Raw genomic sequence first — 19,880 nt, 5'->3', positions numbered from 1 at the left:
AACATTGATATTTAATAATTTAAAATACGTCCAAGAAAATTTCTTTGGACAGTAGTGCCCAGATTATTCTATTTTAGGATATACGAAAGATAAGCTATCTGCATCACAGTTTTGGTGATTTGTTTCTATGTTGCATTTTTGCTAATCTTTAGGTATGCGAAATGGTTACGAATTCTTTATGAATTGCATGGAAGAATTAAATCAATAGAATTCCTCGGGGCTCTGCCCCAAGGTTATTCATTTCCGGAAATCGTTTTCTACAAAGTCGCGCTACCCATATCCAAATAAATCTCCGTGTCTAAGGTTTCTGCATACGTATCAATAAACAGATATAGTTCTTTTTTAGAAAGACTCCACGTGACTTACATAATTAAGATATTTCTATGTTATTTCTTCAGATAGAAGGATTGGCCCTGCAAATTCTGTGAACTATTTCCGACATAGATATTAAACTCTCCGGCTTCTGTTTTGAATTCGCTCTTGTCATAAAATCCAAAGACTTCTGTCGATAATTCAAACTCAATCCACCTCTCTTCGCCAGGATTCAATTTTACTTGCTGTATTCCACACAACTCAATTGCAGGGCGTGTAATGGAGCTAACAACATCTTGCAGGTATAATTGTACAGTTTCTATTCCGGTCCGTTCTCCAGTATTCTTTATTCTCACCCGTATAGTTACGGGTTCATTGATTGCATAATTATTTCGCGCCAAAGTGGGTTTACCTATTTCAAATTGAGTATAACTCAACCCAAATCCAAAAGGATAGGCTGGCAAAGCCGTTTCGTCCATATACCCTGACACATACTTTTCATTTGGCTTCCAGGGTCTACCTGTTCTTTTGTGGTTATAATAAATAGGGCATTGGCCCACATGCTTCGGGAAAGTTACCGGTAGTTTTCCCGAAGGATTATACTTTCCGGTCAACACATCTGATATAGCATTTCCGGCTTCTGTACCAAGCCACCAGGTCATAACTATTGCATCGGCAAAGGGCTCTGCCTCCGAAAAGACAAGTGGCCTGCCACCCATCAGCAGCATTACAACTGGTTTATCCGTTTGTTTTTTGATATGTTTAATCATCGCTTGCTGATTTGTATGAACAGTTATATCCACCTTCGATTTTGCCTCACCTGAATCTAAAGCTCTTTCGCCGACTGAGACAATAATCATATCGTAGTGTGCCATATCATCCGGGAGAGGCTCCAGTTCATTTGTTTCCAGATTATATCCTTCGATATAAACAATTTCGGTATTCGGCATTGCGCTACAGAGCCCTTCATAGATTGTGATAACATCATTTTCTTCTCCCGCCGCATTCCAATTACCCAGCATATCGACTCTTGATTTATTCAAGGGGCCAACAAGTGCAATCTTTTTGATATTGGGTTGTATTGGTAATACCTGTTCATTTTTTAATAATACAACGGATTTTGCACCCATCAAACGGGCATCAGAGCGATGTTTCTTAATTATGGAAGAGTCATTCAACTCTTTTTCCCGGTAGCAATAACGATACGGATCATCAAATAGACCCAATTCGAACTTCTTTGTAAGAATGCGCCTCACCGCATCATCTATGAGTGAAACGTCGACTTGTCCTTCATCGGCCAGATTCACCAGATTCCTTTTGTAAGACATAGAATGCATATCCATATCGCAACCGGCAATAACGGCAAGTTTGGTTGCTTCCTTGCTGTCTTTTGCCATTCCGTGGGTTGCAATTTCTCCGATAGATCCCCAATCGCTGACCATAAAACCTTTAAAATCCCAGGCACCTTTGAGTATATCTCTTTGGAGTTCTTTGTGTGCATTGGCCGGGATGCCGTTTATTTCATTAAAGCCATTCATCATTGTGGCAACATTTGCTTCGACAGCCGCCTTGAATGGGGGTAAATAGATTTGATGCAATGTTGTTTCCGAAATATCGGCTTCTGCATAATCTTTACCGGCAACAGCGGCTCCATAAGCTGCAAAATGTTTAGCGCAAGCCATTATGCTCTTTGCATTGCTGTAATTCTCACCTTGAAATCCATTTATCCTTGCCCGAGCTATCTGGCTTCCTAGCCATGGGTCTTCGCCGGATCCTTCCATCACCCTTCCCCAGCGGGCATCCCTCGAAATATCGACCATTGGTGCAAATGTCCAGTGAATGCCATAAGCGGATGTTTCGGCAGCGGCAATTCTCGCTGTTTGCTCTATCATCTGAAAATCGAAGCTTGCCGCTTCTGCCAAAGGAATGGGAAATGTAGTTCGCATTCCATGAACCACATCAAGCCCAAATAGTAAAGGAATTTTCAAACGACTTTGCATTGCTATGTCCTGATAGCTTCTTATCCGTTCAACAGACATAACGTTGAACATGGAACCTACTCTTCCTGCCGTGATTTCGGCAAACAGATCTGTATGTTCGATTGATGGCCCGGTCTGCAATCTGTCATCAGAATACTGAATCATCTGCCCCACTTTTTCTTCCAATGTCATCAGATTCAGTATTGAGTCAACCTGCAAACTATAGTCTTTCCTACTTGTTTGCGAAAAGAGCGAAGTTGAAAAACCCGTCGTAAGAAAGAGGAGGAGCATTATGGGTATATACTTTTTCATAATTTACTTCCTATAGATTTTTATTGCACATCCACCGCCGCTGGCTAAAGAAACTTTCAGTTTTCTACCGCCCGAAACTTCGACAACTTCTTTCTTATAATCTTTTGCTACTTTGCCTGCATTGATCCCATCCTTAAAAATCTCAGCCTGATAGTTACCGCCATCCAAAAAAGATAAGTCCAGCTCGATTGAGCGTTTATTCCAATCAGTCATAGAACCAATATACCATACTTCTCCTTTTCGACGGGCAATTGTTACAAATTCGCCAATTTTACTATTCAACGCTATTGTTTCATCCCATACGGTTGGTATGGAAGCTATGAATTCTGCGCATTCCCCTTCTCTTTCGTAATTCGAGGGACTGTCGCACAGCATTGTCAATGGTGCTTCAAAAATAATATATTGTGCCAATTGACGACAACGCGTTCCCTGGCTCATAGCTTCAGAGAAAACCGGACGATAGTTCTTCTTTATCGCATTCTTCATGGCTCCTTGCGTATAGTCCATCGGACCTGCCAGCATTCTGATAAAAGGGATGGTTACATCATACACAACCTGATCAACCGTGTTCTCGGACCACTTCATGGTTTCCAGCCCATGCACACCTTCAAAGTTTATCACATTCGGATAGGTTCTTTGCAGCCCTGTAGGTTTGTATGTGCCGTGAAAATCCAACAACATCTTATATTGCGCAGCAATTCGCGCTGCTTCATATTGGAAATTAACCATGAGTTGATCGTCCCTATCCATAAAATCGACTTTGAACCCTTTTATTCCCATTTCGGAATAATGCTTGCAGATACGCTCAATATCTTTGTTGAATGCGTAATATCCCGCCCATAGGATAATGCCAACATTGCGTTCGCCGGCATATTTCACCAATTCGGGAAGATTTATCTCGGGGATAACATCGAAAAGGTCGGCTTTCAGGTTTACAGCCCATCCTTCATCCAGAATAACATATTCAATTCCATACTTTGATGCAAAATCAATATAGTATTTATAGGTTTCGTTGTTTATTCCTGTCTCAAAGTCAACACCGTACAAGTTCCAATCATTCCACCATTCCCAAGCTACCTTTCCGGGAGTTATCCAGGAAGTATCTTCAATCCGGCTCGGTGCTGCCAGTTTATAAACCAAGTCATTATCCAGCAACTCTTCATCTCTTGATGATACAGCGATAATTCGCCATGGGAATAGTGTTTTTGCCCGACACTCGGCAATATAATCTTTGCGTTCCGTTACAAGTTCTTGCAACATATTGTGTCCTCCTTGCTTCATTGTTTTGGGGTAAGGAGCAAAAAAGCTTCTCAGAGTGGCGTCTTTGTCGGCATTCTCTAAAAACATTCCGGGATAATTTTCCAAATCGGCTTCCGTAATTACTAATTTCTTGTTATTAGTCGTCTCTACTAATAACGGAAGAAAGGCCAATCGCTCACCCTCCCATTGATTCACGGAAGTGTTAGCATAGGTATTTTCGAAAGAATTGAATAGCTGACCAGTCTTTGATTTTTGTTCTGTTTTCACATAAGGAATATATGCCCGATTGGTTGCACCGACATTGAACTCCGCAATTTCATTTTTTACAATAAAATCCTGTTTTCGCGAAGATATAAACCGGTAAGCAACCCCGTCATCATAAGCCCTGAATACCAAATGAAAACCTTCTCTGAAACTGATTACCAGTTCATTGCAAGTGTCTTCGATTTTATCTTTTTTATAGAATGGAGATGTAATTGTTTGATTTATTTTGTTCCGCTTTTCTTTAGTCACTTTGGCATTTATTCCAAAATGTTTTCCGCCTTCTATTTCCATTGCTATGGTTGAGGGGTTAAGGACTATATCACCTTGATGAGCAATGGAATAGGTTATTGTTTGTGCAACCTCTATTTTTACTTCCAGCTTTTCATCCGGAGATTTTAAACTGAAGTGTTTCTGAGGAAAAATAGGTATACAGATAAGTAACAACGATAATGTTATAGCTACCTTTAGTAGGTTTATTCTAAATTGTTTCATGATATTATATTTGATAAGTTTTTGATTTATTTCTTCCGCCAATCTATAACGATTGTTTCTTCCGGATAGATATAGACTTTGTTTTGCGAAACTATCTCTCCACCCTTATCCTGAAACAGCATTCTATGCGGTTTATACTTCTCGAAACCGATAAGTTCAATGGTTTGCTTTTCTTTATTCTTATTTATCAGTACTGAAATAACTCCCTGTGATGTTTCAATGTTTTTCATTAACACTCCTTCATGGAATTTTTTAAACCTGAATGCTCCGGTATTATCAAATTCTTGTTCGAAAATGCTGAGAAGCGGCTCGTATTCTTTTGATATCTTTGCACCTAAGCCCAGTGGGGAAGGAATCCAAAATACTTTTCCTTTTCCATAATTATTAATAATCCCTGTAGGCTGGTTGTTATTGCGCGAGATGACAGTTCCTGTGTGGGGAATGATTGTTCCCTGCCAAAGGTGGGTCTTGAGTTTCTGACCGGATACATCCAGGTCAAATAACTTATCAACATGTTTAAACTCCGAAACTTCTCCCCCGAAAAGATTCTTCAACGGAAAGTCATTGTTCATTAAACAGACGGCATTTTCATTATAAAAACCTGTCAATCCATCAACAATCAACGTTCCTCCCCTCTTCACGAAATTATCCAGGTTAGACCAATGTTTTGATGGTATTGAAATCTGATGACTCAAAATAACGATATGGTTGAGATAATCTTCCGCGTCAAAATCAAAATCATTTATATCTCCAAAATTAAGGTTATAACCATGTTGGCTCAACGCTTCAAAATAGCCAAGGGCCGATTTAATAACACCACCTTTTTGCCGGGCATCGTTCTGTTTATCGGAAATATAACGGGACAATTTTTCCTCAACCCACATCGACTCCTTAACATACAGTACATTGATATTAGGGTTTACATATTTGGTTGAGCTGAATAGTTTTTCATTGTCATTGACCAATTGTGCTATTTTTGCTGCAGTTATGAACCTATCGGATGGATTGTTCTGAAAATCCAGCATTGCCCATTCTCCGGCTTCTACCCCCGAACTTCGAGGATTTAAGCACCAGAACAACGCGCCTTTACTCCCGCTTCCGATAACAATCCAAAGCCATTGAGCAATTTCTTCTGCGGTTGGGCACATAGGAGTATGGGCGCTGTAGGTGTTGTTACCTCCCTGTATTTCGGTCATGAACCAGGGGAGATTTTTTGCTCCCGAGCGTAGAAAGTCCGCATTGGCCGACATAGCCATTGCAAACTGTTCCCGGATGAAATATGAGAAGTGCCACCCTGCGTGAGCAGATCCACCTAGTGATGTGAGAAACTTCCGCCAATCGGCAAATTCATACATCTCAGCTTGAAGAAATATTTCTGCCGGATTAAGATGTATGGCATGTTCTGTATCGTATTTCTGTATCTCTTCCGTCATTATCCGTAAAAACCAGGGATGATAGAATAAGGTGAATTTCTCCCTGTCGAAAGTGAAATGCCTGATTCCATTCGTTGTTGCAGGAAGGGGAGTTATGGCTTTCCATTCTTCAAATTTGTTTTTTGTATAGGACTGATTCCAAGGCAAAGGGGCTCCTGGTTCGTTCACAGGAACCCAGCCGAATAACGATTCGTAGTCTTTGAAATGTGTTACTGTCTTTGCAATATATTCCCTGATTTCATTCCAATGTTTTTCGTCCCGGGGAAATTTGAATCCGCCAATATCATCGAAAGAAGTGGCAGGAAACAGATTGCCTAATATTTTTATCCCGTATTTATCTCCAGCCTTAAATGCCCGGTCGAACAACGAAAAATCCCAGTTCCCGTATTCATCCTTCATATAGTCTTCAAACATCCTCAAACGGGTAATTTTAAATCCGTTCTCTTTGAGAAGTCTGAACCAGTGTTCAACATCTTCCGGACTTTGTCCGGGTTCAATTAATATCTCTGCCCCTACCATAACCGGACTGTTTTCGTTGAACTGGGAAAACGCTCCGGATAATGGTAGGAACAAGATTGAGAATAAGAATATGTATTTCATTTGCTATTGTTAAAATATTTTCTTATGTTAATGACTTTGATTATTTAACGAAAAACAATTCACCACTCTTGCTTCCGTCGCCAAAAACGATATAATAACCCGAAGCATCACCCCTGATAACTTTAACTGACGTGAGCGAAGTTGTTTCCGTCCCTTCAGGTGTAACAACATTTAGTTTCCCATTTGTTTTGCTGCCAACGGTAATTCCTCCGCTCCAGGAGAGAATTATTTGCTTCTTCTCCTCCGATGAAAGATCCGTTAATGCTACGCTACTTAAAAGGAAGGAAATGCCATAGTCGCCGGGGGAGTCGAACCCAGTTGTAACACCGTTCCAACTAAAAAATTCAGTATTGGGTAATATTAAGGATACAGTAACCTGCACTGCTACAGAACGTTTCTCTTTATCAGTAACGGTGACTCTGGTTGTGCCTTCGCCTACCCCTCTCAGAGTTATTGTTGTTCCGGAAATTTCGGCCGTAACAATCTCTTCGTCGCCCGACTGTACTGTGTATCCTTCATTACCACTCGTAATTGTCAGAATTACAGGTGTATTTATGGATGAAATTGTTACATCGGTATTATCAACTTGTAATCTGAATAGTGAATCTTCCTTATCATCACTACACGACCATACGATTCCGGCAAGTATAATTGCCACAAATAAACTATTTATTGTTCTTTTCATTTTGTTTCTAATGTTTATACGTTCATATTAATTATTATTCTCCGGGCTTTTTAAGAATTCGCCCAATACGGTAACTTTATACGGTTCTTTTATTGCAAAGTGTGCGGCTGTTCGTGCTACATCGGCAGATGATTTGTCTATACTGGCCGGCATATACGAATTCTTCCTGACATCTCTGCCGAACAGCTTTTCAAACCATGTGCAGGCTATTGTATACATACCGATTGAATTTAAGTGATATCCGTCTTTGGTGAAATTGTCTCCTATATTGGTGGTTCTTCCATTCTGAATTGCTGTTCCCGAAGGAATAACAATATCCACCCCTGCTGTTCGTACCGCCTGTTTCGTTGCTTCTACAATGGCCCGGTACATTTCCAGCTGATTTTTGTTATATTTAGGAAAATCGGTATGGGTAGCGTTTTCTGCGTACGCCCAAGTTTGGTGCAGAATAAATTCGACATCGGGATTAGTCGCATTTTCTTTCAAATAATTCAAAATACCCGGCAGGTTGCCGTAAGATGAAGAAATGCCGGAATAGCCGCTTACTTGCTGAATGCTGATGTAATCCCATTCTTCTTCTTTGATGATAGCGCTTATGGATTTCCCCGGGGTTCTGGTTCTATCGCTACCTACTATTTTCAGATAGCTATAGGCAGCTTTATCGCTGGAAATATTGTTCCAATGCGTATCCAGCGAAGAGCCCCCAATTGTCATGCTTCCGATAATGAGTTCTATCCCTTCGGCCTTTGCCAGTTCGTAGAGGTTTTGTTCGATAGCATTCTGCAAAAAGCTGTTCCCTATGCCAAGAAGCCTGACCACACCCCTTTTGCTGACAGTTATCTTACATTGTGCCGAAGCCTCTTTACCGGCTGATTCCAATGTAATCGTTGCCGTACCAGCCGACAGGGCACGAAGGGTAACATTATTCTTTTTCTCATTTACCAGTTCTACAACTGCCGGATTGCTGTTTTTCCAGTTATAATCCAACTTGCCGGCTTCTTTATTGAATTCGGCAACGAGCAGTTGCCGTTTACCCTCTTTCAACGAGATATCCGTCTGGTTGAAGTTTACTATATATTCTTTTGTTTTGGAACTGTCATCACCGCACGCACAGACGGGATAAAACACTCCTAACAGTAGAATATATATACTGAATCTTATTATATTCTTCATTGTTGGATACGTTTTCTATCTTCTTATTTTTAAACGAATAACCTGTCCGTCGCTATTGGTCGTAGCTTTCAGCGAGATATCACCTGCCAATCCCGACAAATCAGCCTTTCCATCGGTAAGCGCCACTTCCGCACCATTTACGTAAAACCGTGTAAAACTGTCAGCATTGGGACCCACTACTTTTGCAGTCGAATCGTCGACAACAATGGCCGGTGCCTGAAGCCAATCGAACTCCGATGACTCTTCTATTACATTTGTTATCAAGTCGTATATTCCATATCCATTTTTGTATGCATAAATATAAATACGGGCTTTGTCTTCCGTTCCGTTATTCAGAATTTGCACATTAGATATGGAAACTATCCCGTTGCTTTGTTTACCCATCCCTGCATTCGGAAAGCGATATAGGAAAGTCATGTCACCGAACTCTTTTTTGTCATCTTTGAACTGGAACAAATCAAATTGCTGGGGGGTAACAAAATCCGTATTCGCCGATGCTACAATCAAATAATGTTTTCCGTTCAACTCAAATTCAGTAACGCCGTTCGCCCCTCCGCGTTTGTCATCTCCGTCGGCTCTTTCGGGCTTTGGCTCCATACTGGTTGGTGCCAGGGCAACATTGTTCTGAAAACCATCTACTGCCATGCCCGCCATGTTATAACGAACCGGATAACGATACGTACCATCTGCATAGAAATAATCATTGGATACAATATGCAATCTTGGGCTTTGTCCGAATCCTGTGATCGAGGCCTTGGCTTGTACAGGATCGGGGAAGAATTGAGAAATCTTAATCTCCTCTGCTGTAGCATTTACCGTACCATTGGTTACGTTATATTTATAAATGATATTGCTTGATGATTTGGGAACAAGTATAAATCCATCTCCATTCTTAATGTCCCCAAAAACTTCAAAAGTCTCGTATCTGCCCGATAAAGTAGCGCTCAATACGGTTTCCCATTGTAGCGGAGATTTGTCAGGGTCAATATATGTTATCCTGAATTCTCCGGTTGTGGTTACCATATTGGAAATAAAGATATTCCCGGCATTATCAATCGCGATGTCATTTGCAGGAAACGTCAGCCCACTATATAATTCATTGGGCAGGTCGTAGGTGTTCAACAAACTGCCGGTTGCACCGTCAACCTCAAAAACCTGAGCGTTGTACGGACTGTTATTCGATTTCCTACTGGAGAAATATAGTTTTCCATTCTTCTCTACAAATCCTCTGGCTTCTCCTCCTGCTACGCCATTAATGAAAAGCGGTCCGCCTGAGTTTAAGAATGAGCTTTTTAAAAATACATTTTTAAGTTGCTCTCCATTTTCGGTTACAGGATAGGTATAAGGATCTAAATCCTGCGCCAATGACATTGAAGTAGATGCAAAAAGCATCAATATGCTACAAACTATTATTGATTTCATGTGATTTTTCTTTTGTTTTTTAATTATTCATCTATAAAATAATGCAGATATGCTTTGCGGTAATCTAATCGCACATCTTTCCGACAAGTTTCATGAATTCATCTAAATGATGTTCATAAACGTCTCGTGGCAAACATTTTTGTTTTTTGCAGAGATAGGCGGCAACACCGACAACTTCACCCATCATACCAGTTGTACGCTGTACCCTGACTGTACCTAAGGCAATATGAGTAACGCTGATATTGCGTCCTGCCATAAACAAATTCGAAATGTTCCGGGAATACAAGCAACGGTATGGAAATGTATAAACGTCATTTTGCTTGAACTTATGTTCGGCATAAGCTATAAATTCCATTCCGGGAAATCGTTTTGAATTTTCCGGGTCGGGATAATGCAAGTCGATACCCCACGTTGTTGTTACCACTGCATCCGGATAGGCTACCTTATTTCGCACATCATTTTCCGTCAGTATGATATCGCCTAGCAACCTATACGATTCTCTTTTCCCGGCAACAGGCTGAACACTTGAAAGTCTGCGTTTCCCAAACTGTTCTGCTTTATGTGTTTTAAGAAAAGCCCAGTTGCTGTAGATAGCACAGAAATTGAGATCTCTTATTTCCTCTGCCTGATGAACCGTATGCAGGTTACCAAACCCACTTTCCCAGTCCCATTGAGAATTTACAATCGGGAAGTGATAATCTTCTGTTAACCCGAACATCCATGACTGTACAGGAAACGTGGATACGGTATCCTCTTCGGTAGTTCTCCATTGATTTGATGTTCCCATTACCAGGTTATCACCGTTTTCAGGAGCCGAAGGTTCGCCGGTTTCTGTTCTGTTTTCACGTCCGTATCGGTGATCTGCACCTGCCAGTATGCCAACAGTTGCATCGCCGGTACAATCGGCAAACAAATCGCCTGAGAAAACATACTCCTTCAGCGTTTGGATATCCACCGCTGTTACGTTGTGTATTTTCCCGTCGCGTGTTTCTACGCCATTTACGTGCAGGTTGACAAAGAGGGAAATGTTTTTTTCATTTTCCACCATATCGCTTTTCGTCTGGTCGCGATAGAGATAAGATTCACCTCCCACGCCGGCTTCGTAATTATCCATTTCACGAACAATTCGACCGATAGCCGGATATTTATTCCTGAATGTACTTCCATCCATTGAAACTCGGACTTCCGAGCTACTGTTACCCCCAAGCACAGGCCTGTTTTGTATCAATGCAACCTTCACCCCCATGCGAGCTGCCTGAACGGCCGCCGACACGCCAGCAACACCTCCGCCAATGATAACCAGATCGTAATGACCGTTATATTCAGGCGAAGCGATTTTTAGTTCTCTCTTACGGATTACTTCCAACGCATTTACGTCATCGGGCAATATGGTTTTCTTTTTGGAAAAACAAACGACATCACATCTTCCGTCGAAGCCGGTCAGATCTTGCAGCGAAAGTTTAACCTCTCGTTCCCGAATCGCAACTTCTCCACCATAAACCCAGTGCCATTGCTTTATTTGATCTGAACCGAAAACGGTTCCGGTGGGAACATCGTTTATCAGTACTTGAAATTTGCCGGCGCCGTCCTGGCTATTGGTCGGAGTCCAATCTTTTGTTCGCACCCAGAAATGGTATTTTCCCGTTTCTTCAAACTTTACCACAGTCTCTGCGTTGGGCACGGGCTTACCCAGCCCATGCGCCAACAAGTAAGGAGACCCCATCTGATCAATAAACTGGCTGTCGGTTATCCAACCCCCTTTATTTTGAAACAATTCTGTTTCAACCCAGATCAAACTTTGTGATATAGCTGGAATATATGGGAAAAATGCAACAAGACAGATAAACATACTTGCTATTTTTCTCATCATCTTATTATTTATCCGGTGAATACCCTATTAATCTCACATCTTTTACACTGAAAACGACATCTTGCCCCCGCATCGAAGAATAGAGGTCGAACCCAGAAATAACAGCATTGTCATAGCTCAATCCTGCAGGCGGGTCAGGGAGCATCTCAATAAACTTGTTGTAGTTTATTGTGATCTCTTTCCAATCGCTGCCGAGTTGAGGTACCTGGGTTAGTTTTCCTCTTATAAATCTTCGTTCGGAAGGGTCGTTACCAACTGTAGCCGAGCTCGACCAATAGATAGGATTTGAACTGTTTGGGTCTGCCAGATTTTCGTAAACCAGTACTCCGACCAGATCGGCCCTCACTTTCTGATTGTTGTTATCCCAAAACACATATCTTAAATCGCAGGTTATGTAGATATTCTTATCGGCACTTGTTTTATTTACATAATCCAGCTTAGCAAAGAACTTCAATTGAATGTCTTTGTTAAATTCTCCAATCGTAAAATCGCGTTTAAAGGCCCAATTACCCGAATTGCTTTTCCCCCAATTTGAAAACACAAATCCAACCTCCCGTAAATAATTCAATGAATCGGCACTGGTATATCCGCTGGCCAGGTTTACAAACTGGAACTCTATCGGTTCGTTAGGGTTTCCACGTTTGGGATTAAAAGCAAATCCTGTTTTCCGCTTATTATTCGGATAATCATAGATGTATTCGTCTCCACTGTAATTTATTGATACCAAATGTGCAGAAGGTGCCGACCTGTCTGACGCAGCGATTGTTCCCCCTTCCAGACACGAATAAGTTTCGTTTACATTGGAGGGCTTTCCGGGAATCAATTCACTTAAATCGCTTACACCACACAACGAGGGTTGTCTGCCTCGGTCGTTCGAATTCATGTGCGTATAATTCTTCTTTATCACCCGCTGATTCCAAAGTAAATCAACGGCAACTTTCTCATCCGGCGGAGGCGAAGGAATTTCTTCATCCCTTTTACTACTACAACTGATTAAAACAATTGCTGTAGTAAACAGTAGTATATATCCTTTTACTGTATTATTCATTTTGCTGACAGATTAAATTAAGGCTTAATAACCTGCATTTTGCTTCAGATTTCTATTTACATTAATCTCTATCTGAGGTATCGGCCACAAGTAGTTCTTTTTATTGTCGAAAAGCCGTATCTCTATCACCCTCATATCGCCTTTGTTGGTTACATTGTCGTAACTTGGGCTTCCGTTTTCATCAATATCCGGGGCGCTGGCCAATAAACCTTTCTGTACGCGTCCCAACAGATTACCCTTGAGTACTTCTTCTGCAATTTTCCAACGTCTGATGTCATAAAGCCGTTTCCCTTCCAGCGCCAATTCTATTTTTCGCTCGGTTCTTACAATGCCCCTTAATTGGTCTTGCGTAAGGTTTGTACCTATTCCGGGCATTCCGACCCTTTCTCTTACCTCATTGATGGCCGCATATACAGAGTTATCTATCTGGTTCAGTTCTATCTTTGCTTCTGCATACGTAAGCAGTACCTCAGCATATCTCAATAATAAAAAAGCAGTATTACTTCGGTTCAGATAGTTCGGGTCTTCCATATCAGTGTATTTTTTCCAACAATAACCCGAAAAAGTGGCGTAAGGATTCGTAGCATCCTGATTAGCTACCCGTGTAGGCGGATTAGCATTATAATTCCAACAGAGAAGACTATCTTTATGCGACTCAAATTGATATCCGGCAAATATCATTCCCGGCACAACACAGGTTTCGTACATCCGTGGGTCCCGATTCTCAAAAGGTTTCTTAGGATTATATAGTGGCGATTGGTCAATGGGAAGACCATCTATGCACAAGTATGAATCAATCAAAGCCTGATTAGGCACCTTAGAGCTGTAGCCTTTTCCCATACGGGTATTGACACCGCCTGGGAATGAATGATTTCTTATTCCAGCCAGGTAATTAATTTTAAAAAGTATTTCTTTGGATACATCCTGCTTGCTTTTAATGAAGAGGTGCCCATAATTATCTTCCAGTTCGTATTGACCTAACTCCATCACTCGCTTTGCAGCATCAGCAGCAACACTCCACCTGCCGGCATAAAGGGCAACGGTCGATTTCAATGCAAGCGCGGTGCCTTTCGTTACTTTTTCAACATCTTTTGCGTCGGTATATTTAACAGGCAGAATGTCAGAACAATCCTCCAACTCATCTAAAATAAAATCATATATATCTTCTTTCGGATCGCGAGGGACGTAGGAAGTGCTGAGATCCAGCAAAGTAGTGACTAGCGGCACATCACCAAACATTTCTATTAAATGGTGATACCAATAAGCCCTCAGAAACCTGGCTTGAGCTACATTTTGGTCGACCCGTGTCTGATTAGTTATATTCTCTATCCTGTTTACATTTTGAATGATAAAATTGCATCGCTGAATACCGTCGTACATGCTCGTCCACAGATTGCCAACAACCCAATTATTCGGATCAACTTTACCATTTCCCAATTCTTGCCATGAAGCATCAGCACGTTCCCACGCGATATCAGTGGTACAATCCAGCATGATCTCAAAAGGAAGGCTATATCCGCCGTATCCATTCCATAATCTTTGATATGCCCCAACAACGGCCAGGTCTAATTCTACTTCCGACTTTAAAAAAGTCGAACTGGCTGGCTTATCAATCGGATATTTGTCGAGGTAGCCACTGCACGAACTCGAAAAAACAACTAGTAGTGTAAATAAACTTATATAGGTTATGCGTTTCATGATTTCTAATAATTAAAATTTAACATCTAAACCAACAGAGAAACTACGCACCTGAGGATAGTGGTTTCCTCTACCCACAGCAGATTCCACATCAAATCCATCCCAGAAACTATCGAACGAGAAGAGGTTCTGGCCACTCACATAGATTCTTGTACTTTGAATACCACAATTCTGTAATATCTTCTTGGGTATATTATATCCTATCTGTACATTTTTAACCCGCAAATATGCAGCATTCTTCATCCAGAAAGTAGAGTGCTTTTCATTATTTGGTTCGTTAAAAGCAAGCCGGGGATATGTTGCATTAGGGTTATCCTCACTCCAGTAATCTTTATGCCCTTCGGTAGCCGTTCCGCCAAGATAGAAAGGCATTACTGCCTGAGAATATAAATATCCATCGGCTTTGCCGACACCTTGCAACAGCATATTGAAATCAAAATTCTTCCAGGATAAATATGTTGATAACCCAAAAGTGAATCTTGGAATAGAATTTCCCACAATCACTTTATCATCATCGTTAATAACCCCGTCGCCTTCATCAGGAATCCCGTCCCCATCCGTATCAATAGTCAATTGGTCTTTGTACATAATGTCGCCTAAAGAGTAATTTCCATATTGTTTTGCATGATTATTTAACTGATCTTCGCTTGTGAAAAAGCCAATAGCCTCTAAAGCGTATATGGAATTCATTGAATAGCCTTCGTGGTTAACAACCAAGCCATCACTGTTAATCCCCTTTAAATCAATCACTTTGTTTTTTACATCGGATAAGTTAAAACCTATGTTATAAGAAAAATCGTTTACCTTATCTCCATAATTCAGTGCTAATTCCCAGCCTTTGTTTCTTACTTTCCCTGCATTTTGATAAGGTGCTGTCAAACCAATAATCTTAGGGACATCCAGTTTCAGCAAGATATCGGAAGTGTTTTTGATATAATAATCAAATGTTACCTGGAGGTTTTTAAACAACGTGAAATCTACCCCGAAATTGGTCATCTCTGTTTTTTCCCACGAAATGCGGTTGTTGGCCATAGCCTGCAATGCGGCGCCATTGTAAGGAGATGAATTGAAAACATAAGGCAAGGCAAGGTTAACAAACGAATCAAAAGGATAGGTTCCGATGTTTTGATTTCCCAGTTGACCCCAAGACGCTCTTATTTTAAAGTTGTCGAAAGTACTCCTAAGAGGTTCCCAGAAAGCCTCTTCAGATATTCTCCATCCACCCGAGAAGGACGGGAACAATCCCCATCTGTGCCCTTTTGCAAATCTGGACGAACCATCGTAGCGAATGTTTGCTTCGAATAAATAACGTTCTTTGTAATTGTAGTTGATTCTTCCGAAAAAGGATCTCAATGCCCATTCTGAACCTGTTCCCTCTGCTTTTTGTTCGTCTTTTGCGCCTGCGTCGAGCACATCATAACCCGGAAGGTCAAACCCTCTGCGCGAACCCGAGAACCATCTTTCCCAATAATCCTCATCCTGCCAACCGGCAAGTAAACCTACTCCGTGATCTCCAAACTTATTATCATAGTGGAGAGTTGCTTTTATATTATTCTTTTTATACCTATTGTTCTTATGTGTGAGCGAAGTTGCATTCGGCACAGTGTAAGCGAGAGATTCATCGGGGTAATAAGTTGGCAGTTCTGTCTGATACCCTTTATAATGTTGTTCCCAGAAATGAGGGGCATACGCAAAATCCAATTTCAGATTATCGGTTATCTTGAAGTTAAATCCTAAATTAAGAATGACAGAAGGAGTGACATATTCTCTGTAACCACCATCTTTGGCCATTGCAAGTGGATTGTTACCTTGCCATCCATAGCCATACTTGCCATTTGTATAAACAGCAGGCTGAGTGGCCGGCATACGGTTCAGCCATTCGATTACCGATGATACACCCGATCCTGGTTCATCCCTTTCCATCTGACGAAGAAGCATATCCAATTTTAAAGATAGCCTGCTGTTTAGTTCGACATCCGAGTTTATCCTCAACGTATATCGTTTGAAATCAGTATTCTTGATTAACCCTTTTTGATCGTAGTATCCCAAAGAGGCCATAAACTTAACCCTGTCCGAACCTACATTTATGGCTACCGAATGATTCTGGGTCAACCCTTTTTCAGTGTATACTAGTTCTTGCCAATCTACATCCGGATAATTGTCAGGATCGGATGCATGCAGGCTAGCATAATTTCTCACCATTTCCGGATCGAACACGGGAGATTTTCCGGTATTCTCATAGGCAATATTCATCAGGCTCATGTGATCCTGAGCATTTACCATATCTCTTAAATCAGTGGGCGATTGAAATCCCAAATAACCGGAATAGTTTATTGTGAAACCTTTTTCCTTCATTCGTTTTGTAGTTACCAAAACCACACCGTTTGCAGCTCGCGAACCATAAATAGACGAAGAAGCCGCATCTTTCAAAACACTGATACTCTCAATTGTTGTGGGATCTATGTTTTCCATAGAACCTTCAACGCCGTCAATAAGTACTAATGGATTGGCATCCCCTATCGTGCCTATTCCCCTAATTCGGATTCCTCCACCATCTGCTCCCGGTTGACCGGAGCGTTGAGTTATGGTAACACCAGGCAAAGCCCCCTGCAGCGCCATCGAAGTTTGCCCAACCATTCTTTTCGATAATTCATTACCACCTACCGATGAAACAGCTCCTGTGAGGTTCACTTTCTTTTGTGTTCCATATCCCACAACAACAACTTCATCCAATGTAAGTGCATCTTCCTGCAAAACAATATCGAATCTTGTGCGCCCTGCAGTCTTGATCTCCTGCGTCAAATAACCGATATACAAAACCTGTATCGAAGCGTTATTATTAACATTCAGTGTGAAATTTCCGTCAATATCTGTTATCGTACCATTCGCCGTATTCGTTTCCACAATGTTAGCGCCGATAATCGGTTCTCCTTGTTTGTCCGTCACCTTTCCAGTAATCTGTTTTTTTTGTTGTTGCAGAGCCGCCGACTCCGAAACGATTTGGTTCATACCTAGTGGGTGCAGGATAATTTGCGAACCCTTCACTTCATATTCCACTTTATCAGCATTGAAAAGCTGATTCAAGACATTGGCAATAGATTCGTCTTTGACGTTAATATCCGCCTTCCGATCAACATTTATCAACTTATTGTTATATAAGAAATAATATGCTGATTTCTCTTCGATTTCGCGTAAAATCTTCTCAATAGATGTGTTCTTCAAATTTAGCGAAATATTGACCTGTTGGGAATATACTTGTTCAGCTTGAAGCTGAAATACAAGCATAAATAGTAATACAAAGGTTAGCCTCATGGCAATAGGAATTTTATTTAATAAATCATAAAGGAAACGCAGGCGTTGCTTATTTAATAAAATAATCATAATTTTACATAGTTATTAAATTTATATATGAGTTTAATAATTGACCGTTAGTTGGTTAGGTGAGATTTTCCAACGAAACAGAACATGGGAGGGCGCGTTAAAAACGTTCTCCCTTTTCTCGGGTATACCGGGTGCTATATTTTCATAGGCTTTTTCTTTTTAGTTATTTTTTCCTGTTTTCTATTGTTACAATCCGTTGCGTAAACGTGTTATTATTCCGCTGTTCCTGCCGCTCAATAGTATATGTAATGGGTGCCGAACGTTTGAGCAAGTCCAAAATATCTTCCAGTGTTTCGTCGGTAAACGTGGCGGTATATTCGTAATTTTTCAACGTATCATCTTCTAATTGGATAACTACTCCGAATTTTCGCGAAAGTTTCTGAGCTATTATTTCAAGTTTTTCGCGCCGGAATACCATTTTTCCATCCTTCCAGGCTGTTTCCACGTATGTGTCGGCCCCCACAACTTCCATTTCACCGGTTTGTGGATTCAGAATGATTTTTTGTCCGGCTTCAAGCACTTCTTTGTTTGTATCATCTATGGCTGTCACTTCGACATTTCCTTTCGCCAGTGTTATCAGATAGTCTGCCTGATCCTGATAAGCATTTACGTTAAACTCGGTACCATAAGCACTGATAGTAATGTTACCGGGAGTTACCACATCAAAACGGTTTTTCTGGCTGGCTACTACCGAGAAATAGGCTTCCCCAGACAATTGTACCTTTCTATCTCTGCCGTCAAACTTCACGGGATAAGTAAGTTTACTTTGTGCATTCAACCACACCTTGCTACCATCGGGTAAAATGGTTTCGGTAACAATACCCGCCGCAGAAGTGAGGGTTATCATTTGGTCGGATTTTTCTTCCCAAGCCGGTTTTATGGCATATTGATAAATAAGAAATAGCGGAAGTATTACCGCTGCAGCCGTTCGTGTGACGTTCCACAGCTTGTATCTGAAACTATTGATTTCTATTTTACGCGATACTTTACTCCATGCCGACGTTACGTCGATATTTTTCTGCTGCCTGAGATTTTTCGACAAATCATAAATATGCTGGAGCTTCCTCACCCCTTCTGCAAATTTGGGCGACGACTGTATAAGTTCGTCACAACGCCTGTTGTCATCGGCAGAAAGTTCTCCTTTTATATATGCTAAAATCCGGGCTTCATCAAGTTTCATATCCAACTAAATTCTTATGGCTTTATTAACTTGACGTACGAACGAAAAGATACCCTATGTTAAAATGAGATTTTTTTGAGATTTGTTATTTTATAAAGAGAGTATGCCTGCAAGCAATGGCAAATAATCCTTCAATTCAGTGCGCAATACACTCAAGGCCTTGCTGATATAAGCTTCTACCGTTTTAGGCGAAACGGACATTTCTTCTGCTATTTGTTTGTAAGTCATATTCTCGAAACGGCTCATCTGGAATGCTTTCCGAACGTTATCGGGCAATTTAGCCAATGCTGCATTCAGTTTCTCCTCCAATTCGAAAATGGTATAAACTTCTTCGGGAGAGTCAGTTGTTTCGACCGAGATTTCTTTTCCTGCATAGTTTTGCCGAACAGCCTGTTTCCGAAGATAGTCCATGCAGCTATTCTTGACGCTAGTAATCAATAGATTCTTGAATGAAGATACAATCTCAATTCGCTTACGGTTTTTCCATATATATAGAAAGGTATCCTGAACAATATCCTCACACGTTTCGGCAGAAGCAATATACCGACCGGCAAACACACAAAGGGCAGGATAAAAGTCGAAAAATAACTCTTTAAATGCCTCTTTGTCGTCGCTGACAGCAATTCTCATGAATACTTTTTCGGGAAACGAACTTTTCATTAAATCAGTCGCGTATTTGAGTAGTTTATTTCTTCAAAGATAGATATAATTTCACTACTGTCCAAAGAAATTTTCTTGGACGTATTTTAAATTATTAAATATCAATGTTTT

The 19,880-nt window shown here is 40.9% G+C and carries 12 protein-coding genes; all 12 read right to left on the bottom strand.

Annotated elements, in window-relative coordinates; translation table 11 throughout:
* Positions 1 to 386: 386 nt before the first annotated feature.
* The 12 genes from DWY55_RS20450 to DWY55_RS20395 all read right to left on the bottom strand — a co-directional run bounded on the left by DWY55_RS20450 (position 387) and on the right by DWY55_RS20395 (position 19,769).
* Positions 387 to 2,603 carry a glycoside hydrolase family 3 N-terminal domain-containing protein gene (locus tag DWY55_RS20450; protein ID WP_120178312.1) on the bottom strand — a complete coding sequence of 739 codons (2,217 nt, stop codon included), beginning with the start codon at positions 2,601 to 2,603 and terminating at the stop codon, positions 387 to 389.
* Positions 2,604 to 2,606: 3 nt separating this feature from the next.
* Positions 2,607 to 4,619 carry a glycoside hydrolase family 97 protein gene (locus tag DWY55_RS20445; RefSeq protein ID WP_120178315.1) on the bottom strand — a complete coding sequence of 671 codons (2,013 nt, stop codon included), beginning with the start codon at positions 4,617 to 4,619 and terminating at the stop codon, positions 2,607 to 2,609.
* Between the two features lie 26 nt (positions 4,620 to 4,645).
* Positions 4,646 to 6,571: a beta-galactosidase trimerization domain-containing protein gene (locus tag DWY55_RS20440; RefSeq protein ID WP_052327160.1), complete on the bottom strand. Its 1,926-nt coding sequence runs from the start codon at positions 6,569 to 6,571 to the stop codon at positions 4,646 to 4,648.
* A 121-nt stretch (positions 6,572 to 6,692) separates the two neighbouring features.
* Entirely contained in the window at positions 6,693 to 7,337 is a 645-nt protein-coding gene (locus tag DWY55_RS20435) for a hypothetical protein (RefSeq protein WP_044094793.1), read from the bottom strand.
* Positions 7,338 to 7,364: 27 nt separating this feature from the next.
* Entirely contained in the window at positions 7,365 to 8,510 is a 1,146-nt protein-coding gene (locus tag DWY55_RS20430) for a DUF4886 domain-containing protein (protein ID WP_120178310.1), read from the bottom strand.
* 15 nt (positions 8,511 to 8,525) lie between these two features.
* Positions 8,526 to 9,932, bottom strand: coding sequence for a rhamnogalacturonan lyase domain-containing protein (locus DWY55_RS20425; protein ID WP_120178308.1), 1,407 nt, complete (start codon positions 9,930 to 9,932; stop codon positions 8,526 to 8,528).
* Positions 9,933 to 9,996: 64 nt separating this feature from the next.
* Positions 9,997 to 11,802: an FAD-dependent oxidoreductase gene (locus tag DWY55_RS20420; RefSeq protein WP_120178306.1), complete on the bottom strand. Its 1,806-nt coding sequence runs from the start codon at positions 11,800 to 11,802 to the stop codon at positions 9,997 to 9,999.
* A 4-nt stretch (positions 11,803 to 11,806) separates the two neighbouring features.
* A complete protein-coding gene (locus DWY55_RS20415) occupies positions 11,807 to 12,850 on the bottom strand; it encodes a hypothetical protein (RefSeq protein ID WP_120178304.1) in 1,044 nt (347 codons plus the stop codon).
* A 24-nt stretch (positions 12,851 to 12,874) separates the two neighbouring features.
* Complete coding sequence (locus DWY55_RS20410) at positions 12,875 to 14,548, bottom strand: RagB/SusD family nutrient uptake outer membrane protein (RefSeq protein WP_120178302.1); 1,674 nt, start codon at positions 14,546 to 14,548, stop codon at positions 12,875 to 12,877.
* Positions 14,549 to 14,560: 12 nt separating this feature from the next.
* Entirely contained in the window at positions 14,561 to 17,929 is a 3,369-nt protein-coding gene (locus DWY55_RS20405) for a TonB-dependent receptor (RefSeq protein WP_120178301.1), read from the bottom strand.
* Positions 17,930 to 18,092: 163 nt separating this feature from the next.
* On the bottom strand, positions 18,093 to 19,109 hold the full coding sequence (locus DWY55_RS20400) for a FecR family protein (RefSeq protein WP_120178314.1): 1,017 nt from the start codon (positions 19,107 to 19,109) through the stop codon (positions 18,093 to 18,095).
* 90 nt (positions 19,110 to 19,199) lie between these two features.
* Positions 19,200 to 19,769, bottom strand: a complete 570-nt coding sequence (locus DWY55_RS20395) for an RNA polymerase sigma-70 factor (RefSeq protein WP_120178299.1) — start codon at positions 19,767 to 19,769, stop codon at positions 19,200 to 19,202.
* Positions 19,770 to 19,880 lie beyond the last annotated feature (111 nt).

This window comes from Bacteroides sp. AF25-38AC (genome assembly GCF_003602995.1).
Taxonomy (GTDB): Bacteria; Bacteroidota; Bacteroidia; order Bacteroidales; family Bacteroidaceae; genus Bacteroides; species Bacteroides uniformis.
The sequence above is the reverse complement of the archived record's forward strand: the minus strand, read 5'-3'. Positions and strand labels throughout refer to the sequence as shown.

What these genes read in the sequence shown, in the direction of transcription:
- DWY55_RS20450 (WP_120178312.1), bottom strand. Translation starts at nt 2,603, where the DNA reads ATGAAAAAGTATATACCCATAATGCTCCTCCTCTTTCTTACGACGGGT.
- DWY55_RS20445 (WP_120178315.1), bottom strand. Translation starts at nt 4,619, where the DNA reads ATGAAACAATTTAGAATAAACCTACTAAAGGTAGCTATAACATTATCG.
- DWY55_RS20440 (WP_052327160.1), bottom strand. Translation starts at nt 6,571, where the DNA reads ATGGTAGGGGCAGAGATATTAATTGAACCCGGACAAAGTCCGGAAGAT.
- DWY55_RS20435 (WP_044094793.1), bottom strand. Translation starts at nt 7,337, where the DNA reads ATGAAAAGAACAATAAATAGTTTATTTGTGGCAATTATACTTGCCGGA.
- DWY55_RS20430 (WP_120178310.1), bottom strand. Translation starts at nt 8,510, where the DNA reads ATGAAGAATATAATAAGATTCAGTATATATATTCTACTGTTAGGAGTG.
- DWY55_RS20425 (WP_120178308.1), bottom strand. Translation starts at nt 9,932, where the DNA reads ATGAAATCAATAATAGTTTGTAGCATATTGATGCTTTTTGCATCTACT.
- DWY55_RS20420 (WP_120178306.1), bottom strand. Translation starts at nt 11,802, where the DNA reads ATGATGAGAAAAATAGCAAGTATGTTTATCTGTCTTGTTGCATTTTTC.
- DWY55_RS20415 (WP_120178304.1), bottom strand. Translation starts at nt 12,850, where the DNA reads ATGAATAATACAGTAAAAGGATATATACTACTGTTTACTACAGCAATT.
- DWY55_RS20410 (WP_120178302.1), bottom strand. Translation starts at nt 14,548, where the DNA reads ATGAAACGCATAACCTATATAAGTTTATTTACACTACTAGTTGTTTTT.
- DWY55_RS20405 (WP_120178301.1), bottom strand. Translation starts at nt 17,929, where the DNA reads ATGATTATTTTATTAAATAAGCAACGCCTGCGTTTCCTTTATGATTTA.
- DWY55_RS20400 (WP_120178314.1), bottom strand. Translation starts at nt 19,109, where the DNA reads ATGAAACTTGATGAAGCCCGGATTTTAGCATATATAAAAGGAGAACTT.
- DWY55_RS20395 (WP_120178299.1), bottom strand. Translation starts at nt 19,769, where the DNA reads ATGAAAAGTTCGTTTCCCGAAAAAGTATTCATGAGAATTGCTGTCAGC.